The following is a 22,805-nucleotide window of genomic DNA, read 5'->3' on the forward strand; positions in this document are numbered from 1 at the left end:
GGGTTCTCGTTCCTGTGTGAGAACTGCGCGGAGCTCCGCTGCCCTGGAAAATATTGGTCTGAACCAGTGGCGTCAACAGGTCGTCCACTCTGCAAAACACTCGTCCGCGGCACAGCCGTTGACGAATCGTCAGAAACCACCGCCCGGGACCCGCCCCGACCTGCGGCCCGTCGACCTGGCAGTCCACCGGCCGAGCGCTAGCGTTGGGTCATGAAGCTGCCCGCGTCGCTCCGCCGACCCGCCCGGTACGCCTCGTCGGCGGCCGGGGCCCTGCCCGTACTGACCTTCCCGGCAGCCGGGTTGGGGTGGCTGGCGTGGGTGGCGCTGGTGCCAGGGCTGGAGTTGATGCGGCGGGCCGCGACCGCCCGGGAGGCCACCGTCCGGGGGTGGTGGTTCGGGGCCGGGTTCATCCTGACCGCGATGTACTGGCTGGTGCCGTCGATCGGGCCCGGGCTGCTCGCGCTCGCGGTGGTCTTCGGGGCGCTGCAGGGGGCGGTCGGCCTGGCCGTGCACCGGCTGCTGCACCCGCCGGTCACCCCGGGCCGGGCGGCGCTCGCCCTGCTGGTGGTGCCGTCGGTCTGGGTGAGCACCGAGTTCGTCCGGTCCTGGCACGCGCTGGGCGGGCCGTGGGCGCTGCTCGGGGCGAGCCAGTGGGAGCACCCGGCGGTGCTCGGGCTGGCCTCGGTGGGCGGAGCCTGGCTGGTGAGCGCCGCGGTGGTGGCCGCCAACGTGGGGGTGCTGATCCTGCTGACGGGCCGTCGGCTCCCGGTCCGGGCGCTCGCCGCGGCGGCGGTGACCGCGGCCCTGCTGACCGGGCCGCTGCTGTTCGCCACCCAGCGGGCCCCGGGCCCGAGCGACACCGCGACCGTCGCACTGGTTCAGCCCGGCCAGACCCCTGGGCCCGAGGAGCGGCTGGCCGAAGGCGAGCGGATCACCGCCGCGCTGGCCGGGCGGCCGCTCGACCTGGTGGTCTGGGGCGAGAGCAGCACCACCGCTGACCTGGACCGCGACCCCGTCACACTGGCCGGCCTGCGGCGGCTGGCCACCGCCACCGGCGCCCCGCTGCTGGTCGGCGAGGACGCCCGCAAGGCGGACGGGAAGATCTCCAAGGACGCCGTGCTGGTCACCCCGGCCGGGATCACCGAGCGCTACCGCAAGATCCGGCTGGTCCCGTTCGGCGAGTACGTCCCGCTCCGCCCGGTGCTCGGCTGGCTCACCGGCGTCAGCAAGGCGGCGGGCGAGAACCGGGCGCCCGGCGCCGGCTTCCATCTTCTGCACAGCACCGACCGCGCGGGCCGGCCGCTTCCCTTCGGCGCCCTGATCTGCTTCGAGTCGACCTTCCCCGACCTGTCCAGGGTGGCGGCGGCCGACGGCGCCCGGATGATCGTCTTCCAGTCCGCCACCTCGACCTTCCAGTCCTCCTGGGCGCCGCAGCAGCACGCCTCGCTGGGCGCGCTGCGGGCCGCCGAGACCGGCCGCCCGGTGGTCCAGGCGGCGCTGACCGGCGAGTCGGTGGCGTACGACCGGCAGGGCCGGCGGCTGGCCTCCCTCGGCACCGGCGGCAGCGGGGCGCTGACCGTCACGCTGCCGCTGGCCGAGCCGGGCGCCGAGACCTGGTACCTGCGGCTCGGCGACTGGGTCCCGTACACGGCGGCGGCCGTCACGCTGGCCGCCGCCGCAGGGGAGCTGCGCCGCCGCCGGGCGCCCGGAGCAGAGCTGACCGAACGTCAGCCCGAGGCGTCGGCCAGGTAGATCCCGAACACCGCACCGAGCGGGTCCCGGAGCACCGCGAGCCTGGGCCCGTCCGGCACGTCGGTCGGCGGCAGCACCGCCTCGGCGCCCAGCCCCACCGCGCGGGCCGCCGACAGGTCCACGTCGGCGACCGCGAAGTACGGCATCCAGTACGGCGGCAGGTCGGCCGGGAACTGCTCGCCCATGTCCAGCACGCCGCCGAAGTCCCGGCCGTCCAGACCCCACTGGGTGTACGACTCGCCGGGGCTGACGCTCCAGCCGAACAGCCGGGGGTAGAACTCCAGCGCGCCCGGCACGTCCCGGGTGGCCAGCTCGATCCAGCCCAGCGAGCCCGGGTCGCCGATCAGCGCGGCGCCCCGGAAGGCCCCGGGCTGCCAGACCGAGAAGGCCGCGCCCGCCGGATCGGCCAGCAGCGCGAAGCGGCCCTCGTCGAAGACGTCGACGGGCGCCGTCAACGTCGCTCCCCCGGCGGCCTTCGCCGTCGCCGCCGTGGCGTCGGCGTCGGCGGTGGCCAGCACCACCGTCCAGGCCGTCGGCCGCTCGGGTGCGGCCAGCGGGGAGACCGCGGCCACCGGGTCCTCCCCCAGCACCATCACGGTGTAGCCGCCCGCCTCCGCGCGCGGATCGGGCTCGGGCCGCCAGCCGAACAGCTCGCCGTAGAACGCCTGCGCCGCCCGCGGATCAGCGCTGCCGTGCTCGGCCCAGCAAGGGGCGCCGGGGGTGCTCTCGGTGATCCTCATCCCGGGTCCCCGCTCAGCGGATCTCGATGACGCACTTGCCGCGCGCGTGGCCGGACTCGACCGCGAGCATCGCCTCGGCGGCGTGGTCCAGCGTGAAGGTCTCGGAGATCCGCGGATCCAGGCCGCCGTTGGCGACCAGCGCCGCCAGCGCGGTCAGCACCTCCCCGCTGTACCGGCGCTTCACGTACTCGCCGCCCAGTCCCACGACGGTGACCCGGTCGGCGGTGGAGACCAGCCGGCCACCGGCACGCAGCGTGGTCGAGGCCACCCGGGCGTCCTCGCCGCCGACCAGGTCGAGGATGCCGTCCACACCGTCCGGCGCGGCCGCCTTCACCCGCCCGGCCACGCCCTCGCCGTACGCGATCTGGGTCGCGCCGAGGCTCGCCACGTACTCCCTGGCCTGGTCGCTCGCGGTGCCGAGCACCTTGATGCCCCGGGCCGCCGCGATCTGCGCGGCCGCGCTGCCGACCCCGCCCGCGACGCCGAGCACCAGCAGCACCTGACCGGGCGTCAGGGCCAGCTGCTCGACGGCGTCGTACGCGGTGGCGGTGGCCACCGACAGAGTGGCGGCCTGGGTGAAGGACACGTCGTCGGGCACCTTGGCGGCGTTGGCCGCCTCGAGCAGCGTGTGCTCGGCGAACGCCCCGCCCCGGGTCGGCCCGAACACCGGGTCACCGATCACCAGGCCGACCACCCCCTCCCCCAGCACCTGGACCACCCCGGCCGCCTCCAGCCCGAGCACCCGGGGAGTCGGCTCCGCGGTGCCGAACAGGCCCTGCCTGACCTTCCAGTCCGCCGGGTTGACCCCGGCCGCGTGCACGGCGATCAGCACCTGGCCCGGCCCTGGGACGGGTACGGGCCGGTCCAGGAACTCCTGGGTCTCCGGCCCGCCGTACGCCACGAATCCGAATGCCTTGGACATGTTCTTCCTTCGCTCGGGGCCCGCCTGGCTCCACCAGCTTGCGGGCGGCGGGCCCGGGGCGGCTGGGGATGCTGCGCCGAACGGGGCTCCCCGGAAGCATGTTGTTCAAATTGGAACAACGGTGTACGGTCGAGCGAAACAGCCCGAAGGAGGTCCGGCATGACGGATCAGCTGAGCCCGGCGACGGTACGGTCGAACGTCCAGATCCCGCTGGTATTCCCGGACGGCTACCAGGTCCTCGCCCAGGTCTTCACCTTCCACGGCCTCACCGACGGCGCCGAACACCTGGCCCTCCGCCTCGGCGAGCCCGGCCCCGGAGCGCCCCTGGTGCGCCTGCACTCCGAGTGCCTCACCGGCGACGTGTTCGGCTCGGCCCGCTGCGACTGCGGCCCGCAGCTGCGCGAGGCCGTCGAGCGGATCGCCGAGACCGGCGGCTACCTCCTCTACCTCCGCCAGGAGGGCCGCGGCATCGGCCTCTACAACAAGCTCGACGCCTACCAGCTCCAGGACCAGGGCCTCGACACCTACGCCGCCAACACCGCCCTCGGTCTCCCCGAGGACGGCCGCGACTACACCGCCGCCGCCCAGATGCTCCGCACCCTCGGCGCCACCGGCATCCGGCTGCTCAGCAACAACCCCGACAAGGCCGCCCAGCTGGCCGCCCTCGACATCGAGGTGACCGAGCGGGTCCCGACCGGCGTGCACGTCTCCGCCAGCAACGTCCGCTACCTGCGCGCCAAGGTCGAGCACACCAACCACGCCATCGCCCTCACCGAGCTGGTCGGCTAGGACACCGCTCTGCGCAGCCGCTCCGCCACCGTGCCGGTGAACCGGACGGTCTCACCGAGCGCGGGCAACGGATCGTCCCGGCAGAGCCAGCCCCGCTCGGTGCCGGCCCGGGGCAGGACGTCCTGCGGCAGCCGGCGCTCCCGCCAGGAGGTGACCACGGCGGACGGCAGGTCCAGCTGACCGACCCCGAAGCTGCGGACCAGCTGGGGGCCCGCCGGGATCGGACGACCGGTCAGGCCCAGGTGCAGGGCCCGCACCACGTCCACCCCGTCGGCGCTCTGGAACAGCCGGAACTGCGCCCCGGTGCGCGGGTTGAAGTCGACCAGCTTGTACCGCCCGTCCCGCCGGTCCAGCCGCCAGTCCAGGTCGGCCACCCCGTGGTAGCCGATCCGGCCGCAGAACTCGGCTGCCAGCGCCGCGAGTTCGCGATTGGGCAGCGACTGCGCCCGGGTGGTGACCCCGGCGCCCGGCGGCCAGGAGCGGAGTTTGCGGCCGGTGAAGACCACCGGCCCGGCGCCGTCGAGTCCGCAGTACAGGTGGGTGATCCAGTCCTCGGCCTGCTCCGGCGGCAGGTACTCCTGCACCAGCACCGAGGGCACCGGACCCGGCGGGCAGGCGGCCCGCAGCTCGGCCTCGTCGTGCACCACCGTGGTGTGCCGGACCGCCGGAGCCCGCAGCCTGGTCCACGCCTCCAGGTTCTTCAGCACCAGCGGGTAGCCGTGTTCACGACCCACCGCCAACAGCTCCGGGTACCCCTGCGGCACCCAGGCCGCCGGACTCGGCACACCGTACCGGCGGCAGATCTCGAACAGCCCGGCCTTGCTGGCCAGCCGCCGGGGCAGCCCGGACGGCACCGGCGGGAGCAGGAAGTACCGGGAGAGCGCCTCGGCGTGCTCGGCGAGCAGCAGGGCCGCCTCGTCGTCGGTGGCCACCGGCACGCTCGGACGGCCGATCGCGGCGCCGATCTCCAGCAGCCCGGCCAGCAGGTCGGCCGGCGCCTCCGAACCGTCGGTGCGGCGGACGAAGGCACCGGTCAGGTAGCGGGAGAGCGCGGCGGGGGTCCAGCGGTCCTCGACCATGGCGTAGACCGGGACACCCAGTCGGCCGAGGGTGCGGATCACCCCGACGCCACCGTGGTGCTGCGGGTAGTGCCCGATCTTCACCAGCAGGGCGGGGGTCGCACGGTCCGGCTCGATCCGGGCTTGCGGCATGTCAGACCCTCCGGCAGTTGGTGGGCGGGACAATTCTCCGCCCCCGAAAGCCGATCGGGCCACCGCAGCCGGGGACGAGCACGCAGCGGGCACCGACGGTGACCCGAATGGGGGGTGTCCGGGTCGGCCGCACGGGTGCACCCTTGGTTGAGGGGTGCTCCGTTCGAGGAGGGCGCCGGATGTTGACCAGCCGGATGTTGACCGACCGTCTGTTGGCGGTCTGCCGAACCGGATCGGCGGGGTCGCCGTGAGTGCCGCAGGCACGATCCCGGTCGCCGTGATCGGGGCGGGCCCGTACGGCCTGGCCACCGCCGCCCATCTGCGGGACTGCCAGGTGCCGTTGCGGGTGTTCGGCCGGCCGATGGAGAGCTGGCGGGACCGGATGCCGACCGGGATGTACCTCAAGTCCACGCCCTCCGCCTCGTCCATCGCGGACCCCACCGCGCAGCACCGGCTGGACGACTTCCGGCTCTTCGACGGCCGGATCACCGGCGGCGACCTCTACCCCGTCCCGATCGGGGAGTTCATCCGGTACGGCCTCTGGTTCCAGGAGCGCTGCGTGCCCGCGCTGGAGCAGACCACGGTGCGGCGGATCGACACCGTACGGGCCGGCTTCCGGGTCACGCTGGCCGACGGCGAGGAGTTCACCAGCCGTCAGGTGGTGCTGGCCACCGGCCTGGGCGCGTTCCCGCACCTGCCCCGGGAGTTGACGTCGCTCGCCGAGGCGGGTCTGGCCTCGCACTCCTCCGAGCACCGGGACCTGGCCCGGTTCGCCGGGCAGCGGGTGGCGGTGCTGGGCGCCGGGCAGTCCGCGCTGGAGAGCGCGGCCCTGCTGCACGAGGCCGGGGCCGAACCGACCGTGGTGGCCCGGGCCGACACGCTGCTGTTCGGCACCCCACCGGAGAGCGACCGCAGCACCGACCGGGCGCTGACCGTCCGGCTGACCAAACCGGGTTCACCGCTCGGGCCCGGCTGGTCGCTGTTCGCGTTCAGCCGCGCGCCCGTCGTCTTCCGGCACCTGCCGGACCGGACCAGGCTGCACCTGGTCCGCACCGTGCTGGGGCCGTCCGGCGCCTGGTGGCTGCGGGACCGGGTGGAGGGCCGGTTCCGGCTGCTCACCGGCCACCGGCTGGGCTCCGTCCAGGAGTCCGCCGGGCAGGTCAGGCTGGCCCTGCAGCGGCCCGGCGGCGGCACCGAGCTGCTGGACGCCGACCACGTGCTGGCCGCCACCGGCTACCGGGTGGACCTCGACCGGCTGGGCCTGCTCGGGCCCGACCTGCGGCGCGGGCTGCGCCGGATCGAGGGCGCGCCCAGGCTGGACGACAGCTTCCAGTCCTCGGTGCCCGGCCTGTACTTCACCGGGCTGGCCTCGGCCGCCACCTTCGGCCCGCTGATGCGGTTCGTCTGCGGCACCGGCTTCGCCGCCCGCCGGATCAGCGCCGCCGTCGCCGAGGCCGGCCGGTGATCCGGCCGCGGCCCCAGGAGCCCCCGTGCTAGCCACCGCGGCCGGCCCCGGCACCGGGGAGGACGCCGACGGCCGGCCGGCCGGCCGCCGACGGGCCGGGACGCTCGCGCCGTACCTGCTGCTACCGGTGGCCCTGCTGTGCTGGCTGCTCTCGCTACGGTCGGTCGACCTGGCCGCGATGAACGACCTGGGGCTGCTCCAGGTGCTGCCGCCGCTGTACTGGGCCGCCGTGGTGCTGCTGACCGCCGGCTTCTGGCTGGCACTGCGTGACCACCGGGTCCGTACCGGCTGGCTGACGGCGTATCTGCTCGGGCTGATCGGGATGATCCACGCCACCCCGAGCCTGCTCTACCCGACCCTGCGGTACTCGTGGGCCTGGAAGCACATCGCCGTCCTGGACGCGATGATCCGCAACGACGGCCCGGTGCCGCACCCCGGTGGCTTCGACATCTACAACCAGTGGCCCGGCTTCTTCGTGCTGAACGGGCTGTACCTGCGGGTCACCGGCACCGAGTCGGCGCTCGGCTACGCCGCCTGGGCCCCGGCCGCCACCAACGCGCTGCTGCTGGCGCCGCTGCTGCTGCTCTACCGGACCTTCACCACCGACCGGCGGCTGGTCTGGGGCGCGCTCTGGATCTACTACTGCTGCGCCTGGGTCGGCCAGGACTACTTCGCGCCGCAGGCCTTCGCCTTCCTGCTGTTCATCACGGTGCTGGCGCTGGTGGCCGGTCAGCTCCCGAACGGCGGCACCGGTCCGCGCGGCGGCGCCCGGCCCTCGCTGACCCCGGCCCGGGCCGCGCCGAGCTTCGGCCGGCTGCTGGCGATCCTGCTGCTGGAGGCCGCGATCGTGGTCTCGCACCAGCTCACCCCACTGATGCTGCTGTGCGCGCTGACCGCCCTGGCGCTGCCCCGCCGCAACCGGCGGGCGGTGCTGCCCGCGCTGGCCGGGCTGCTGGTGCTCACCGGTGTCTGGTACGCCACCGTGGCCCGGCCCTTCCTCTCCGCGAACCTGTCCGACTTCGTGGCCGGGCTGACCTCCCCGGAGGGCAACATCGTCTCCGGGCTGGCCGGTCTGGGCGCCGCCGCGCCCGGCCAGGTGGTGGTGGCCTGGGTGGACCGGGGGCTGTCCGCGACGGTGATCCTGCTCGCGGCGGCGGCGGTCTGGCGGCAGCCCTGGGTCCGCCGGACCGGCCTGCCGCTGCTGGCGGTGGCGCCGATGCCGCTGCTGGTCGCGAACAGCTACGGCGGCGAGATGATCTTCCGGGTCTACCTGTTCGCGCTGCCCGCCTGCGCCTTCCTGATCGCCGCCCTGCTGCGCGCGGGGCGGCTGCCCGGACTGCGCTCGGTGACCTCGGTGGCGGTGGCGCTGGCCCTGCTGGGCGGCCTGTTCTTCGGCTACTACAGCAAGGAGAACATGAACTACTTCACCCCCGGCGAGGTCACCGCCGCCCGGCGGATGATCGCGCTCGCCCCGGCCGGTGCGGTGATCGTCTCGGTCACCGGCAACGTGCCGGGCGGCGTGGACCGGTACGACCTGCACCCGCGCGTCCAGCTCACCCAGGAGAGCCGGGAGACCCAGCGGCTGCTGCTCGCCGACCCGATCGCCGGGCTGGTGCTGGCCACCTCGTTCGCCGAGGCCGGCACGCCCGCGTACCTGATCCTGAACCGGGGTCAGGCCGCCGAGTGCTACCTGACCGGCGTGCTGCCCGCCGACACGGTGGCCCGGCTCGGCAGCGCGCTGGACGGGGCGCCCCGGTTCACCGTGGTCTTCCGCAACGACGACGCGGTGGTCTACCGCTTCGTCCCGCACGCGGCCTGAGGAGGTGTCACCGATGGCACCGAAGTTCTTCTCCCCGAAGCTGACCGTCCCGCTGCTGCTCGCCGCCTCCGGCTGGGCCGCGCTCGGTGCGCTGGCCCTGCCGACGCCGGTCCGGCTGCCCGTCACCTTGGCCTACCTGCTGGTCGGCCCCGGCCTGGCGCTGACCGGCCCGCCCCGGGCGGGTCGCGGCTTCCTCGCCACGGCGGTCCGGGCGGTGGCGCTCGGCCTCGCCGTCGAGACGCTGCTCGCGGTGGCGCTCTTCGTGGGCGGCTGGTTCACCCCCGCCCGGGCGGTGCTGCTGCTCGCCGTGCTGACCACGCTGGCCGTCCTGGCCAGGCCGCCGTTCGGCCGCCCGGCGCTGGCCGCGCTGATGCTGGTGACCGCCTGCAACGCGGGCAGCGGCACCGGCCAGGAGGTGTGGAACACTCCCGGCGTACCGTCCCAGGCCAGCGGTCCGGCCGACGGCGGCTCACCGGCCGCGCCCGGGCCCTGGCAGCTGGTCTTCCAGGACGAGTTCGACGGCGCCCGGCTGGACCGCGGCCACTGGGCCACCTGCTACGACTGGAACGACCGGGGCTGCACCAACCGGGGCAACCGGGAGCTGGAGTGGTACCTGCCGTCCCAGGCCGCGGTCGCGGGCGGCCTGCTGACCCTGACCGCCGAGCGGCGTGCCACCGACGGCAGCGACGACCGGCACTACCCGTGGACCTCGGGCATGGTCAGCACCGGCCGGGACAGCTGGAACGCCCAGCCCCGGGCCACCTTCACCCGGGGCTACTTCGCCGCCTCGATCCGGATCCCGGCGGAGGCGGGCATGTTCCCGGCCTTCTGGCTGATGCCCGCCACCCGCACCACCCCGCCCGAACTGGACGTGGTCGAGTTCCTCGGCCCCACCAACGCCAACACCGCCCAGCTCACCGTGCACTGGCGGGGCCAGGACGGCTCCGACCAGCACCAGTCGGAGTACGTCGGCCCGGCCGACTACCCGGCCGGCTTCCACGTCTTCGGGCTGGCCTGGGAACGCGACTCGCTCACCTGGTACATCGACGGGGTGGCCCGCCACCGGGAGACCGACCCGGGCAGGATCCCGGACCAGCCGATGGAGGTGCTGCTCAACCTGGCGGTCGGCTACCCCAAGGCTCCGCCGGACGGTGTGGACACCGCCCGGCTGCAGGTGGACTGGGTACGGGTCTGGCAGCACTGAGGCCGAGAAAGCCGAGTCCGCGTCAGATCTCCGGCGGCCCGCCGACCGGGCTGCCGACGGCCGCCCTGGCCCGGCGGTAGAGCCGCCAGCCCTTGGTCCGCAGGTGCTCCGGCAGCGGCGCCACCGGGGCGCCCTCCCCCCGGGTCCAGCTCCGGAACTTCTCGGCCGTGGTGTCGGCCCGCACCATCAGCCGGGCGATCCGCAGCGGCTCGTCGTTGCCCGAGCTGAAGGCGTTCACCACCGCGCAGGCGGAGCTGAACCCGGCCTGGGCGACCTGGCGCCGGACGGTGGCGCTGGAGTAGCCGTGCGGGTAGGCGAAGGAGGTCACCGGGTGGCCGATCACGTCCTCCAGCTCCTGCCGGCAGCCGACGAGCTCGCTGGCCAGCCAGCGGCTCGGCAGGGTGTCCAGCTGCGGGTGGGTCCGGGTGTGCGCACCGATCTCCACGCCACAGGCGTCCAGCGTGACCACCTGACGCCAGCTCAGCATCGGGGCCGGGGGCAGCAGGCTGCCGGCCGCCACTCCGCCCGGCGGGTGGATCGCCCCCGTGGTGACGAACAGCGTGGCGGGCAGGCCGCGTTCGGTCAGCAGCTGGGCCACCGTCCAGTAGAAGTCGGCGAAACCGTCGTCGAAGGTGAGCACCGCCGAGGAGGCGGGCAGCGCCGGGCCGCCGCGGATCGCCGCCACCAGGCGGTGCAGCGGGACGATGGTGCGACCGGCGTCGGCGATCCGGTCCAGCTGCTCGGCGAAGGCGCGCGGGGTGACGGCGAACGGCGCGATCCAGGGCGGCGGGTCGTCCGACACCGAGTGGTAGAGGAACACCGGGACGGCTGTCATGGCGCACCCCCGGGATCCCTGGCCCGGCGGACCGGGCCGACCAGCCGCCCCGGTCCGCCGGGCCCGCGGAGCCGTCCGGTGGCGTAGCCGGTCAGCGTGGCGGCCACGCCCAGGGCGAGGGCGGCGAGTTCGAGCGGGCCGCCGCCACCGGGGCGGATCGCCCTGACCATCCCGCGCGGCACCGTGCTGCGCAGGTAGCGGCGTTCGCTGGCCAGCGCGGGGCCGCGCCCGGTGTGCCGGGCGACCGCCGCCTTGGACAGCCCCTCGGCATAGCAACGGGCCCGGAAGTACGCCCAGTTGGCACGTCCTTCGGGGACCCGGTGGCTGACGCCGGCCGCCGGTTCGTAGCGCAGTTCGGCCTCCGGCCGGCCGGCGGCCAGCCGGATGCACAGCTCGGTCTCCTCGCAGCCGAGCGGCCGGTTGCCGATCCGGCCGAGGTCGGGGCGGAAGCCGCCGGCCGCGATGAGTTCGGCCCGCCGGAAGGACATGTTGGCGCCGATGAAGTTCCTTACCCGGGCGGGCTGTTCGGGCATGCCCCGGTAGGAGCAGCCGACCACCCAGTCGAACTCGGGCGGGAACCAGCCGGGTCGGCCGCTCTCCCAGCGCGGCCGAACCAGGCCGCCGACGCCGAGCACCCGGGGGTCCTGGTACCCGGCCAGCAGCCGTTCGGTCCAGTCCCGGTCGGCGATGGCGTCGTCGTCCAGGAAGGCCACCACCTCGCCGCGGGCCAGCCCCACCCCGGTGTTCCGGGCGCCGGACAGTCCGGCCTGCTCCCGGTTCACCACCACCCGGATGCCGGCCAGCACCCCGGCCGCGCGGACGGCCAGTTCGGGGCAGTGGTCGACCACCAGCAGCACTTCGTCGGCGGGGCTGTGCTGGCGCTGCAGCGAGCGGACGGCGGCGACCAGATCGGTCCAGCGGGCCATCGTGTACGAGCAGACCACCACGCTCAGCGTGGGCCGATGCCCCGTCAGTTGTGCACTGGCCTCCGGGCGGGCCGGGTCGAGTCGGTCGGTCATCACACTCGCCTTCCCTTCGTCACCGGGGCGACCGGCTGCCGGGGTACGACACCGCCCGGGACGGCCCGCCGGGGCAGCCAGCGCGGCAGGGTGAGCAGCAGCGGCAGTGCCAGCACGCTCTCCCCGATCAGCCAGGCCAGCCCGACCCCGGTCAGGCCGAACAGCGGGATCCACCAGACGGTGAGCGCCAGCACCACCACCAGCAGCGCGGCCTGCAGTCCCATCACCCACCCCATCGCCCGCCGGGCCCGGCAGACGTCGATGGCGACGCCGAGCACCAGGTTGGGCAGGGCGGAGAGGGCCAGCAGCCGCAGCAGGGTGGTGCCGTGCTCGGCGTACTCCGGGCCGAAGGCGGCCAGCACCCAGGGGGCGGTGACCACCAGCAGCAGGACGCCGGTGCCGACCAGCAGCGCGGCGTGCCGGAGCACCCGGCGCCCGTGCTCGGCCAGCCGTTCGGGGGTGTGGGCGGCCTCGACGATCAGCGAGCTGCCCATGTTGAGGGTGGCCAGGTAGCAGGTGTAGGCGATCACCCAGGCCAGCGAGAAGTAGGCGTTCTGGTCGGCGCCCAGCTGTCCGAGCACCAGCAGCGGCATCAGGCTGTAGGCGGCGGTCCTGAGCAGCGCGCCGACGTAGTCCGCGGCGGCGTACCGCACCAGCCGGGCCGGCGGCACGCCGTCCCGGTCGGCCCTGGCGTGCGCGGGGACGGCCCGCGCGAACAGGTAGCCGTTGGTGACCACCAGCGAGAGCAGCAGCGCGGCGCTCCAGGCCAGCAGGATGCCGGAGTCGAGCGCCAGGACGGCGAAGCCGACCAGCAGCACGGCCTTGGCGACCGCGAACAGGGTGTTCTCGCCGAGCACCCAGCCGGGCCTGCGCAGCCCGGTGAGCGCGCCGTCCTGGAGCACGAACAGGGTGTACCCGGCGCTGGCGGCGACGAAGGCGACGGCCACCGCCGGGTCCCGCAGGAAGTCCAGACCGGGCGCGAGCACCGGGACCAGCAGCAGGAAGGCCACCGCGGCGAGCACGCTGGCCACCGAACTGACGGCGTAACAGCCCAGCAGCATCCGCCGGGTGTGCCGCCCGGCGGTGGGGACGAAGCGCATCAGCACGTCGCCGAGGTTGAACTGGCCGATCCCGGAGAGCAGCGCGGCGGCGGACAGCGCAGCGTAGCTGCGGCCGACCGTCTCGGGGCTGTACCAGGCGGTGGCGAGCAGCCAGAAGAACGCGCCGAGGCCGGCCGTCAGCAGTGAACTGGCGGTCAGCACATGGCCGTTGTGCAGCAGCGGTTCGGCCGCGAGGGCGGCCCTGAGCCTGGCCCTGAGCAACGTCGGGTACGAACACTGGCAGGGCAGCGGCAGCGGGCAGCCGCAGCCGATCGTGTCGGTCTTGGTGACGACGCCGGCCATCGCACTCACCCCGTCCGGCTCTGGTGCAGCGAGCGGAGGTAGCCGAGCGGCCCGTACAGCATCCCGCGCAGCTCCAGCGCGGCCAGCCGGGCGGAGCGTCGGCCGGTCGAGGTGGTGCGTCCGCGCGCCTGCGCGGCGGCGTGCCGCAGGCCGCCGGGTACCCGGCGCAGCAGCGTGGGCAGCAGCCGGGGTTCGGCGGCGACGGCGGCGGTCAGGTAGGCGCCGAGGCCGGCGCCGTAGCCGTAGAGCTGGGCGGGCACCGCGTCGGGGCTCCGGCGGTGCCGGTGCCAGACGATCGCGTCCGGCTGGTAGCTGAGCACGTGTCCGCCGGTGACGATCCGGAAGAAGGCCAGCAGGTCGTCGCCGCCGTGCGCGGGGGTGCCGACGCCGATGGCGGGGTCGAAGCCGCCCAGCGCGCGCAGCAGTCCGGTCCGGAAGGCCATGTTGGCCCCGGAGCCGAACTTCCCTGCGGTGAACGGGAACAGCGGGTCGCCGGGCGGCACGGCGAGCGACCAGCGGCGGGCGACGAAGCCCTTGTCGTAGCCGCCGAGCCGGTGCAGCGCGGCCTGGGCGGCGGTCTGCAGCTCGGCGGGCAGGATCAGGCCGGTCACGCAGCCGGTGCCCGGGTCGTCGGCGAAGGCCGTGGCCAGGGCGGCCAGCCAGTGCCGGTCGACCAGCGTGTCGTCGTCGGTGAAGGCGATCAACTCGCCCCGGGCGGCGGCCAGTCCGACGTTGTGGGCCCGGGCCAGGCCCGCCACCGGCTCACGCAGGTAGCGGACCCGGTCGGCGTACCGCTCACGGATCAGGGTCTTCGCGTCATCCCCGGCCGGAGCGCTGTCGACGACCAGCACCTCGTACTGCGGGCTGTCGATCCGCAGGACGGAGTCCAGGCACTGGCGGAGCAGCTCGGGCCGGTTGTGGGTGGCGATCACGACGCTGATGTGGGGCGGTTCCGCTGACGACCGGGCGCCGCCGACCCGACTGAGGGGCGCCCTGATCGTCGCGGTGGTCAACTGGTGTGCGGTGATGCGGATTTCGGTGAAGGCGGCCTCGACCAGCGCCCGGCGCAGACCGACTGGGTCGTCGGCGCTGCCGGTGGCTGTGACCAGTCCGAGCGGGTGTCCGTGCAGCCGCACCAACGCCAACACGCAGCCGTCCGGAGTGGCCGGCCCGGTGCCGCCGGGCGAGCGCAGCTCACCGGGTTCGGCCAGGTCCAGTTCGACCACGTGGACGGGGGTGCAGAGCGAGTCTCGGGCGGCGGGGCAGGGGCAGGCCGTTGCGGCGCGCCGGTCGGTGCCATTCATCACCGCTCCCCCGTGGCGTGACGGGCCGTTCCGCTGCCGCCAGGACGTTCGGCGAGCAGCGTCCGTAGCACCCTGCGGCCGTCCGAGACGGCGTGCAGATGTGAACGGCCGCTACGGCGGGGAAGTTCGAGGCTCGGCACCTCGGCGATCCTCAGGCCGGACCGCAGCGCGTGCGCGATCATCTCGGCCTCGATCTCGAACCCGGCCGAGCGCAGGTCGAGTTGGTCCAGGAAGCTGCGGCGGAAGGCGCAGAAGCCGTAGCAGAGGTCGGTCAGCTTGGTCCGGTACAGCCGGTTCACCACCGCCAGCAGCGCCTGGTTGCCGGCCGACCTGATCCGGGTGAGATCCAGCGAACCGCCGCCGGCCATGCACCGCGAACCCTTCACGAAGTCGTAGCCGTGGTCCAGGAAGTGCAGGTAGTGCGGGATCTCGCCGGGCCACATCGAGCCGTCGGCGTCCAGCATCACCACGTAGTCGCCGGTGGCGGCGGCGAAGCCGGTACGGAGGGCGTTGCCCTTGCCGGGGCCGGTCTGCCGGACGGTGCGGACCGCGGGCAGGCACTCCTCGGCGATCGCCACGGTGGCGTCGGTGGAGTAGCCGTCGACCAGGATGACCTCGTCGACGCAGTTCGGGATCTGTCCGAACACCCAGGGGATGTTCCGAGCCTCGTTCCGGGCCGGCACCACCATGCTGACCGAGTGCCTGGTCCTGGTCCCGTCACCGATCCGGCGCTGTGGCCGCTCGGCCGGCAAGCGGTCGGAGACCCGGCGCGTCGGCTGGTCTTCGGTACGGGCGGGGTAGCGGAGGACGTTGGGGGGCAGAGGAGTGCTCATCGCGAACGGCCTTCTCCGGAGAGCTGCGGGCACGCGGGTTCCCCACGGCGTGACCCGAGGACGCGGGGCGGACCACCGCGCCGACGGGCGCGGGGCGGACCCCGGCTGGAATGAGAGCGAACTGCGGCGCGGCGGGCTGGTACGACTCCCCCGGAGCCCCTCCGGAATGCGCCGATCGGTCTCGGTCGGCTGAGCGCCGACTGTTCGGGCAACTGGCGAATGTACTGGTGCCAGGGCCTCATCGTCCGCCCGAAGGAGGCCCTCCGTCAACCCTTTTGCCCGATTTGCTCGGACTTGCGGCCTACTCCGACGTGCGGCGCGCCTCCGCGATCCGCCGGGAGATCTCGTCCGGGCGGACCGGGCGGCCGAAGTGCCAACCCTGCGCCCAGTCGCAGCCCATCTGCCGCAGCCGCTCGGCGTCCGCGCCGCTCTCCACCCCTTCGGCGGTCACGGTCAGGCCGAGCGTGTGCGCGAGCGAGACCAGCCCGCTGACGATCCGCCAGCCGGTGTGCGCGTCCTTGGTCGGGTCATGCAGGTCGCCGACGAAGGAGCCGGCGATCTTCAGGCAGGAGACCGGCAGGTCCCGCAGGTAGGCCAGGTTGGACCAGCCGGTGCCGAAGTCGTCCACCGCCAGCGAGACGCCCAGGTCGCGCACCCCGTGCAGGGCCTTCAGCGCCTCGTCCTCCGGGCCGACCACGGTCGACTCGGTGATCTCCAGCTGGAGCTTGCCCGGCGGCAGTCCGGTCTTCCGCAGGATCCGCTCGACGTCGGTGACCAGACCGGCGTTCCGGGCCTGCCGGACCGCCAGATTGACGTTGATCTGCGGCGCGTCCTGGCCGAACTCCCGTACCCAGTCGGTGGCCTGGCGGCAGGCCTGCTCCAGCACCCAGCGGCCGAGCGGCATGATCAGGCCGGTCTCCTCGGCCACCCCGATGAACTCGTCCGGGCCGAGCACCCCGAGCTGCGGGTGCCGCCAGCGCACCAGGGCCTCGACCGCGACCAGCGAGCCGTCGGCCAGCGAGCAGAGCGGCTGGTAGTCGATGAAGAACTCGCCCCGGTCCAGCGCGGCGGGCATCCGCACCGAGACCGCGTACCGGCTGACCGCGCGGGCGTTCTCCTTCGGGTCGAACAGCGTCCAGCGGCCGCGGCCGGCCTCCTTGGCCCGGTAGAGCGTGAGGTCGGCGGCCCGGACCGCCGCGCCCGGCGTGGTGGTGGCCACCCGGCGCTCCAGCACGCCGACGCTGGCGCCGACCGCCAGCGAGTGGTCGCCGACCTGCACCGGTCTGGCCAGCGCGGCCAGCACCGTCTTGGCGGCCGCCACCGCCTCCTGCTCGCCCCGGCAGTCCTCCAGCAGCACCACGAACTCGTCGCCGCCGAGCCGGGCCACCAGATGGCCGAGCGGGGTCAGCGCGGTCTCCAGCCGCTGCGCCACGGCGGCCAGCAGCTGGTCGCCGGTGTCGTGGCCGAGGCTGTCGTTGACCACCTTGAAGCCGTCCAGGTCCACGTAGCAGAGGCCGAACCTGGCCCCCGGCTCCGGCTCCTCGAACAGCTTCTCCAGCCGCTCGAAGAAGGCCACCCGGTTCGGCAGCCCGGTCAGCGGGTCGTGGGTGGCCTGGTGCCGCAGCCGCTCCTGCAGCCGGTACCGGTCGGTGATGTCCTCCAGCATGGCCACCTGGTAGAGCGGCACGCCCTCGTCGTCCCGGATCAGCGAGACCGTCAGGTGGGTCCAGACCACCTCGCCGTCCTGCCGGTAGTACGGCTTGTCGAACTGGAAGTACTCCCGGCGCCCGGCGATCAGGTCCTCGTACGCCTCCCAGACCCCCGGGGTGTCCTCGGGGTGCACCAGCTCGTCCACCCGACGGCCCGTCATGTCCATCGAGCCGGTGCCGAAGATCTCCCCGAGCGCCCGGTTGACCGAGATGATGTTGCCGTCGGTGTCGCCGATGCCGATGCCGATCGCGGCGCTCTCGAACAGCGCGCGGAACTTGTTCTCGGACTCCCGCAGCGCCTTCTCCACCTCCCGCCGGGCGGTGTCGGCGGCCAGCCGGATCGCCTCCTGCTCGCGCAGGGTCCGCTCCCGCAGGGCCTCCGCCCAGCCCGCCGCGAAGGCGCCGGACAGCGCCGGCCCCCGGCCGTCGCTGACCGGACCGAGCTGGAGCAGCTCGACCGCCCGGGCCAGCACGGCCGGGTCGGTGAAGTGCGCGTCCACCAGCTGGGCGCCGGCCTGCCCGGCCAGCTCGGGCCGGAACGGCTCCTCGTGCTGGGCCCGGTGCAGCAGGACGGCCGTCCGGGACACCAGGCGGCTCAGGATGCCCGGGTGCACGGCCATGCCGTGGCCACCGCGGAGCAGCCGCTCCCACTCCTGGTGGAACCAGGTGGCAGCGTCCACCCGGCCCGCCCCGTCCGACCCTGCGGTCACGGCAGCAGCCCGACGCCTGACAGCCCGGTCATCCGCTCCGGGTGCGGGCCGACCGACCCCGGGTCCTCGGGCCGCCACTCGGGCAGGAAGACCAGGCCCGGCTCGATCAGCTCGAAGCCCTCGAAGAAGGGGGTGATCGCCTCGCGGTTGCGCATCGTGATCGGGGTCGGGGTGCGCTTGTACAGGTCCTGGTGCGCACCCGCCTGGTCCGGCCGGCCCTCCAGCGAGGCGTGGCAGACCACCAGCGCACTGCCCGGCGGCAGCGCGTCCCGCAGCCGGCGGACCAGGGCGTACGGGTCATCCTCGTCGGAGATGAAGTGCAGCACCGAGACCATCAGCAGAGCGACCGGCTCACCGTCCGCGATCAGCGCGGCCACCTCGGGGCGGGAGAGCAGGTCGTCGACCTTGCGCAGGTCCGCCTCGACCACCAGGCTCTGCGGGTCGTCCTTGAGCAGCAGCCGGCTGTGCGCGACCGCGATCGGGTCGTGGTCCACGTAGACCACCCGGCTGTCCGGCCGGATCGCCCGGGCGATCTCGTGCACCGGGCCGAAGGTCGGTATGCCGGAGCCGATGTCCAGGAAGCGGGTGACACCCTGCTCCGCGAGGTACTGCACGGCCCGGCGCAGGAAGGCCCGGTTGGCCCGCATGATCTCGGGCAGCTCGGGCCAGAACTCCATCGCCTTGCGGGCCATCGCCCGGTCGACCTCGAAGTTGTGCGAGCCGCCGAGGTAGTAGTCGTAGACCCGGGCCGCGTTCGGCTTCTCGGTGTCGGTGCCGGCGGGGACCCAGTTCGCTTGCTGCATGACGGCATCCCTACCGGAAGTGGAGTGGACTACAAAACATGAGGATCTTCCTATCATCGCCTCTCCCCTGCAAGCAGTGAAACCGGTGAGACGGAAGTGACGGGCGGGGCTCGCGACGGACGGGGCGCCGTTCCGGACCGACCGGGTGAGAATGGGACCGTCATGGCCGGACCCATTGAGGACTACGCGCTCCTCGGAGACCTGCAGACCGCCGCCCTGGTCGGCCGGGACGGATCGGTCGACTGGCTCTGCCTGCCCCGGTTCGACTCCCCCAGCTGCTTCGCCGGACTGCTCGGCACCGACCGGCACGGCGCCTGGCAGCTCGCCCCCGCCAGCGGCGGCCCGTGCACCGAACGCCGCTACCTTCCGGCCAGCCTGGTGCTGGAGTCCCTCTGGCAGACCCCCACCGGCACCGTCCGGGTCACCGACTTCATGCCCCGGCGGGACCGGCTGCCCCGGCTGGTCCGGATCGTCGAGGGCATCGAAGGCACCGTCCGGATGCGCGGCGAGCTGCGGCTGCGGTTCAACCACGGCCGGATCGAGCCCTGGGTGCGCCGCACCGACCACCACCGGATCGCGGTGGCCGGGCCCGACTCCGCCTGGCTCCGCGTCCCCGCGGGCGTGCACACCTGGGGCGAGGACGGCGCCACCGTCTCCGAGTTCACCGTCGCTCCCGGTGAGCAGGTCCCGTTCGTCCTCACCTGGCAGCCCTCGCACCGCTCCGACACCCCCCGGGTGGACCCGGCCGCGCTGCTCCGGAGCACCCTGACCGGCTGGCAGTCCTGGGCCGACGGCCTGCGCTACCAGGGCCCGTACCGCGAGCAGGTGCTGCGCTCGCTGATCACCCTCAAGGCGCTCACCTACGACCCGACCGGCGGCATCGTGGCCGCCCCGACCGCCTCACTGCCCGAACTCCCGGGCGGCGAACGCAACTGGGACTACCGGTTCTGCTGGCTGCGGGACTCCAGCATGACGCTGGCCGCCCTGCTCCGCGGCGGCTTCCGGGACGAGGCGGCGGCCTGGCGCAAGTGGCTGCTGCGGGCGATCGCGGGCGACCCGGGCGACCTGCAGGCGGTGTACGGGGTGGCCGGCGAGCGCACCCTGCCGGAGACCTCGGCGGACTGGCTGCCCGGCTACCACGGCTCCACCCCGGTCCGGTTCGGCAACGCGGCCGTCCGGCAGCTCCAACTCGACGTCTACGGCGAGGTGCTGGACACCCTCGAACTCGCCTACCGGGCGGGCATCCCGATGGAGCGCAAGGTCTGGGGGCTGCTCCGCAGCCTGATGGACTTCCTGGCCCTGCACTGGCGCGAACCGGACGAGGGGCTGTGGGAAGTCCGGGGCAACCGACGGCAGTTCGTGCACTCCAAGGTGATGGTCTGGGTGGCCGCCGACCGCGCCGTCCGGCTCGCCGAGGCCACCGGGCTGCCCGCACCGGTGCAGGAGTGGCGCGCCCTGCGCGACACCGTGCACGCCGAGGTCTGCGAGTACGGCTACCACGCCGGCCGCGGCGTCTTCGTCCAGTCGTACGGCGCCGAGGAGTTGGACGCCGCCACGCTGTTCATCGCCAAGTCCGGCTTCCTGCCGCCGGACGACCCACGGGTGGTGCGCACCGTGGACGCCGTCCGGAGCGAGCTGGACCAGGGCGGGTTCGTCCGCCGCTACCGGGCCGCCCCCGACCTCGACGGGCTGCCCGGCTCCGAAGGGGCCTTCCTGGCCTGCTCGTTCTGGCTGGCCGACGCCCTCGCCCTGACCGGGCGGCGCGGCGAGGCCAGGGAGCTGTTCGAACGCTCGCTGGCGGTGGCCAACGACCTGGGCCTGCTGGCCGAGGAGTACGACCCGGTGTCGGGACGCCAACTCGGCAACGCCCCCCAGGCGTTCACCCACGTGGCACTGGTGAACACCGCGTTCGGACTGGCCGACGGCGAAACGGCCGACCCCACCGCTGTGGGGTCGGCCGCCGCTCACTGAACCGCCGTCAGCTGGTGGCGGTGCAGCTCAGGGTCGGGGCGGTGTTGCCGCCCGAGTAGTTGGCGCCGAAGCCGAAGCTGGTGTTACCACCGGCCGCGACGGTGCCGTTGTAGCCGAGGTTGGTGACCGCGACCGCCGTACCACTCTGGGCGAGGCTGCCGTTCCAGAGGTTGGTGATCTGCTGGTTGCCGCCCCAGGTCCAGGTGACCTTCCAGGACTTGATGGGCGCGGTGCCGGTGTTGGTCACCGTGACGTCGGCGTTGAACCCGGCGCCCCAGTCACTGCTCACCTTGTAGGTCGCGGCGCAGCCCGCGTTGCCGCCGCCACCACCGGTCTGGGTGGTGACGCTCAGCGCGGCGGAGGCCGCCGAGACGTTGCCGGCCGCGTCGCGGGCCTTGACCGTGTAGCTGTACGCGGTCGCGGCGGTCAGACCGCTGTCGGCGTACGAGGTGGTGGTCGAGGTGCCGACCTGCACACCGTTGCGGAAGATCTGGTACCCCGTCACACCGACGTTGTCGGTCGAAGCGGTCCAGCCCAGGGTCAGACCCGTGGTGGTGACGTTGCTCGCGACCAGCCCGGTCGGGACGGACGGAGCGGTGGTGTCGCCGGCACCGGCCGAGGTGGTGACGCTCAGCGCGGCGGAGGCCGCCGAGACGTTGCCGGCCGCGTCGCGGGCCTTGACCGTGTAGCTGTACGCCGTCGAGGCGGTCAGACCGCTGTCGGCGTACGAGGTGGTGGCCGAGGTACCGACCTGCACACCGTTGCGGAAGATCTGGTACCCCGTCACACCGACGTTGTCGGTCGAGGCGGTCCAGCCCAGGGTCGCAGCGGAGGCGGTGACGCCGCTCGCGGCGAGCGCGGTCGGGGCGGTCGGGGCGACGGTGTCGCTGGTGCCACCGCCGACCGGCGGGTAGGCGTTGGCGAGCAGCTGGCGGAACTGGGCGGAGAACCAGGTGCCGGCCAGCGGCGAGTCCGGCAGTGCGCCGGACATGTTGTTGTTGTTGCGCGGGTTGCCGGTGTACGTCGGGTCGCACATCCGGTCGAAGCCCTTGCCCTGGTCGTTCGCGATCTCCTTGCTGGCGCCGTCCGACTCACCCGGAGGCTTCACCCAGACGTAGGCGTCGATGCCCGGCTCGGGCGCGGCGGTCGGGCGCTCGCCGAGGCCCGCACCGGCCTGGTTGCACCAGTTGCCGGTCTGGAACCGGCGGTCGAGGCGGCCGCCGTCCACGTACGCGTCACCGCTGGTCTGCGGGCCGGGACCGGTCGGACGGTTGGGGCCGCCCCAGCCGTTGCGGGAGGTGTCGATCAGCATGCCGACGTTCGACGGGAAGCCGACCTCGACCGCCTTGGCGCGGAACGCCTGGGCGTACGACAGCTCGTCGACGTAGCGGTTCCAGTCCACCCACTTGGAGGTGCCCCGGATCGACTGGCCGCCGACGGTGTCGTTGATGGTGAAGTACGGCTCCTTCAACGTCGAGTAGTTGGCGGTGTTCACGACGAAGCCGTGCACGTTCGCCGGGGTGGAGCCGGAGGCGTTGGCGGCCTGCAGGAGCAGGCTCGCGGTGGGGCCGAAGTTGGAGTCCCAGCCCAGCCAGCCGTGGTGCCCGGCGTCGATGTAGTTGTAGACGTTGGAGATCGCGCCCAGCTTGTTCAGCGCGTAGCCGACGCCGGCCACGTAGTTGCCGTTGGCCTTCATCACGTCACAGGTCGGCGTGGCGGTGGCGGTGCCGCCCGCGTTGGTGACCAGGTTCGGCAGCGAGTCGAGCTCGATCGTGGTGACGATCCGCAGGTTCGCGTAGGCCGGGTCGGCCAGGATCGCGGCGATCGGGTCGATGAACTCGGTCTTGTAGCGGCCGATCTCGGTCGGGCCGAGCTCGCCGTTGGAGGACAGCGCGGCGCAGTCGCGGCCGGGCAGGTCGTAGATGACCACCTGGAAGACGAACGGCTTGCCCGCGGCCGTGGCCTGGTTGACGGCGGAGTTCAGGTGCGCCCGCAGGCCCATCGAACTGCTCGAGCCGTTGATCGCGGCGATCCGGTCCAGCCAGACGTAGGTCGGCTGGTTGGAGACGGCCGAACCGCCGGGCTCGGCCGCGGCGTTGGCGGACCACTCGGGGTTCACGTAGACGCCGGCGCCGACATAGGGGTTGTCGACCTTGGCTGCGGCGTGGGCGCCGGTGGCCATCGGGAGCAAAGTCGCCGCGCCGAGCGCGGCCGCCATGGCGGCCGTTCGGAGGCGGCGGAGGAGCTGTCCTGACACGTGCGGATTCCTTTCGGGTGGGGGGAGATCCGGTGGGGCGGACTGCGCGGGAGCTGGGA

General features: G+C 73.7%; 17 protein-coding genes. 6 read left to right on the plus strand and 11 right to left on the minus strand.

The annotated features are described in order from the left end of the window. Nucleotides 1-210 precede the first annotated feature (210 nt). Nucleotides 211-1,752 (plus strand): apolipoprotein N-acyltransferase, encoded by a 1,542-nt coding sequence (gene lnt / locus F4556_RS05455; RefSeq protein WP_184912057.1) that lies wholly within the window; start codon nucleotides 211-213, stop codon nucleotides 1,750-1,752. On the opposite strand, the gene F4556_RS05460 is transcribed toward lnt, so the two are convergent. Together F4556_RS05460 and F4556_RS05465 are read right to left on the minus strand one after the other, a co-directional pair. Continuing rightward, nucleotides 1,728-2,492 carry a VOC family protein gene (locus F4556_RS05460; protein ID WP_184912059.1) on the minus strand — a complete coding sequence of 255 codons (765 nt, stop codon included), beginning with the start codon at nucleotides 2,490-2,492 and terminating at the stop codon, nucleotides 1,728-1,730. The genes lnt and F4556_RS05460 overlap by 25 nt on opposite strands. Nucleotides 2,493-2,505: 13 nt before the next feature. After that, nucleotides 2,506-3,414: an NADP-dependent oxidoreductase gene (locus F4556_RS05465; RefSeq protein ID WP_184912061.1), complete on the minus strand. Its 909-nt coding sequence runs from the start codon at nucleotides 3,412-3,414 to the stop codon at nucleotides 2,506-2,508. A 159-nt stretch (nucleotides 3,415-3,573) separates the two neighbouring features. Here F4556_RS05465 and F4556_RS05470 point away from each other — a divergent pair, with 159 nt between their 5' ends. Beyond that, entirely contained in the window at nucleotides 3,574-4,203 is a 630-nt protein-coding gene (locus F4556_RS05470; protein ID WP_184912062.1) for a GTP cyclohydrolase II, read from the plus strand. On the opposite strand, the gene F4556_RS05475 is transcribed toward F4556_RS05470, so the two are convergent. Continuing rightward, nucleotides 4,200-5,414 carry a carboxylate--amine ligase gene (locus F4556_RS05475; RefSeq protein WP_184912064.1) on the minus strand — a complete coding sequence of 405 codons (1,215 nt, stop codon included), beginning with the start codon at nucleotides 5,412-5,414 and terminating at the stop codon, nucleotides 4,200-4,202. The genes F4556_RS05470 and F4556_RS05475 overlap by 4 nt on opposite strands. Before the next feature lie 247 nt (nucleotides 5,415-5,661). Here F4556_RS05475 and F4556_RS05480 point away from each other — a divergent pair, with 247 nt between their 5' ends. The 3 genes from F4556_RS05480 to F4556_RS05490 are packed head-to-tail and all read left to right on the plus strand — an operon-like array spanning nucleotide 5,662 to nucleotide 9,902. After that, a complete protein-coding gene (locus F4556_RS05480; protein WP_313068169.1) occupies nucleotides 5,662-6,879 on the plus strand; it encodes an NAD(P)-binding domain-containing protein in 1,218 nt (405 codons plus the stop codon). A 25-nt stretch (nucleotides 6,880-6,904) separates the two neighbouring features. Next, a complete protein-coding gene (locus F4556_RS05485) occupies nucleotides 6,905-8,698 on the plus strand; it encodes a glycosyltransferase (protein ID WP_184912066.1) in 1,794 nt (597 codons plus the stop codon). Between the two features lie 13 nt (nucleotides 8,699-8,711). Next, nucleotides 8,712-9,902, plus strand: coding sequence for a glycoside hydrolase family 16 protein (locus F4556_RS05490; RefSeq protein WP_184912068.1), 1,191 nt, complete (start codon nucleotides 8,712-8,714; stop codon nucleotides 9,900-9,902). A 22-nt stretch (nucleotides 9,903-9,924) separates the two neighbouring features. Here F4556_RS05490 and F4556_RS05495 read toward each other — a convergent pair whose 3' ends face one another. From F4556_RS05495 to F4556_RS05525, 7 genes are all read right to left on the minus strand, one after another. After that, nucleotides 9,925-10,737, minus strand: coding sequence for a polysaccharide deacetylase family protein (locus F4556_RS05495; protein WP_184912070.1), 813 nt, complete (start codon nucleotides 10,735-10,737; stop codon nucleotides 9,925-9,927). Next, entirely contained in the window at nucleotides 10,734-11,756 is a 1,023-nt protein-coding gene (locus tag F4556_RS05500; protein ID WP_184912072.1) for a glycosyltransferase family 2 protein, read from the minus strand. Before F4556_RS05500 ends, F4556_RS05495 begins: the two co-directional genes overlap by 4 nt. Further along, the gene (locus tag F4556_RS05505; RefSeq protein ID WP_184912074.1) at nucleotides 11,756-13,159 is read right to left on the minus strand and encodes a lipopolysaccharide biosynthesis protein; all 1,404 of its coding nucleotides are present in this window, start codon (nucleotides 13,157-13,159) and stop codon (nucleotides 11,756-11,758) included. Before F4556_RS05505 ends, F4556_RS05500 begins: the two co-directional genes overlap by 1 nt. Before the next feature lie 5 nt (nucleotides 13,160-13,164). Beyond that, entirely contained in the window at nucleotides 13,165-14,463 is a 1,299-nt protein-coding gene (locus tag F4556_RS05510; RefSeq protein WP_184912076.1) for a glycosyltransferase family 2 protein, read from the minus strand. Further along, on the minus strand, nucleotides 14,463-15,296 hold the full coding sequence (locus tag F4556_RS05515) for a glycosyltransferase family 2 protein (protein ID WP_184912078.1): 834 nt from the start codon (nucleotides 15,294-15,296) through the stop codon (nucleotides 14,463-14,465). The genes F4556_RS05510 and F4556_RS05515 overlap by 1 nt, the downstream gene beginning before the upstream one ends. A 301-nt stretch (nucleotides 15,297-15,597) precedes the next feature. Continuing rightward, nucleotides 15,598-17,715 (minus strand): putative bifunctional diguanylate cyclase/phosphodiesterase, encoded by a 2,118-nt coding sequence (locus F4556_RS05520; RefSeq protein ID WP_313068170.1) that lies wholly within the window; start codon nucleotides 17,713-17,715, stop codon nucleotides 15,598-15,600. Then, entirely contained in the window at nucleotides 17,712-18,518 is an 807-nt protein-coding gene (locus F4556_RS05525) for an SAM-dependent methyltransferase (protein ID WP_184912080.1), read from the minus strand. The genes F4556_RS05520 and F4556_RS05525 overlap by 4 nt, the downstream gene beginning before the upstream one ends. Nucleotides 18,519-18,680: 162 nt before the next feature. Between F4556_RS05525 and F4556_RS05530 the strand changes: the two genes are divergently transcribed. After that, entirely contained in the window at nucleotides 18,681-20,489 is a 1,809-nt protein-coding gene (locus tag F4556_RS05530) for a glycoside hydrolase family 15 protein (protein ID WP_184912081.1), read from the plus strand. Between the two features lie 7 nt (nucleotides 20,490-20,496). On the opposite strand, the gene F4556_RS05535 is transcribed toward F4556_RS05530, so the two are convergent. Then, complete coding sequence (locus F4556_RS05535; RefSeq protein WP_281403709.1) at nucleotides 20,497-22,707, minus strand: glycoside hydrolase family 6 protein; 2,211 nt, start codon at nucleotides 22,705-22,707, stop codon at nucleotides 20,497-20,499. Nucleotides 22,708-22,805 lie beyond the last annotated feature (98 nt).

It is taken from the genome of Kitasatospora gansuensis (assembly GCF_014203705.1).
Taxonomy (GTDB): domain Bacteria; phylum Actinomycetota; class Actinomycetes; order Streptomycetales; family Streptomycetaceae; genus Kitasatospora; species Kitasatospora gansuensis.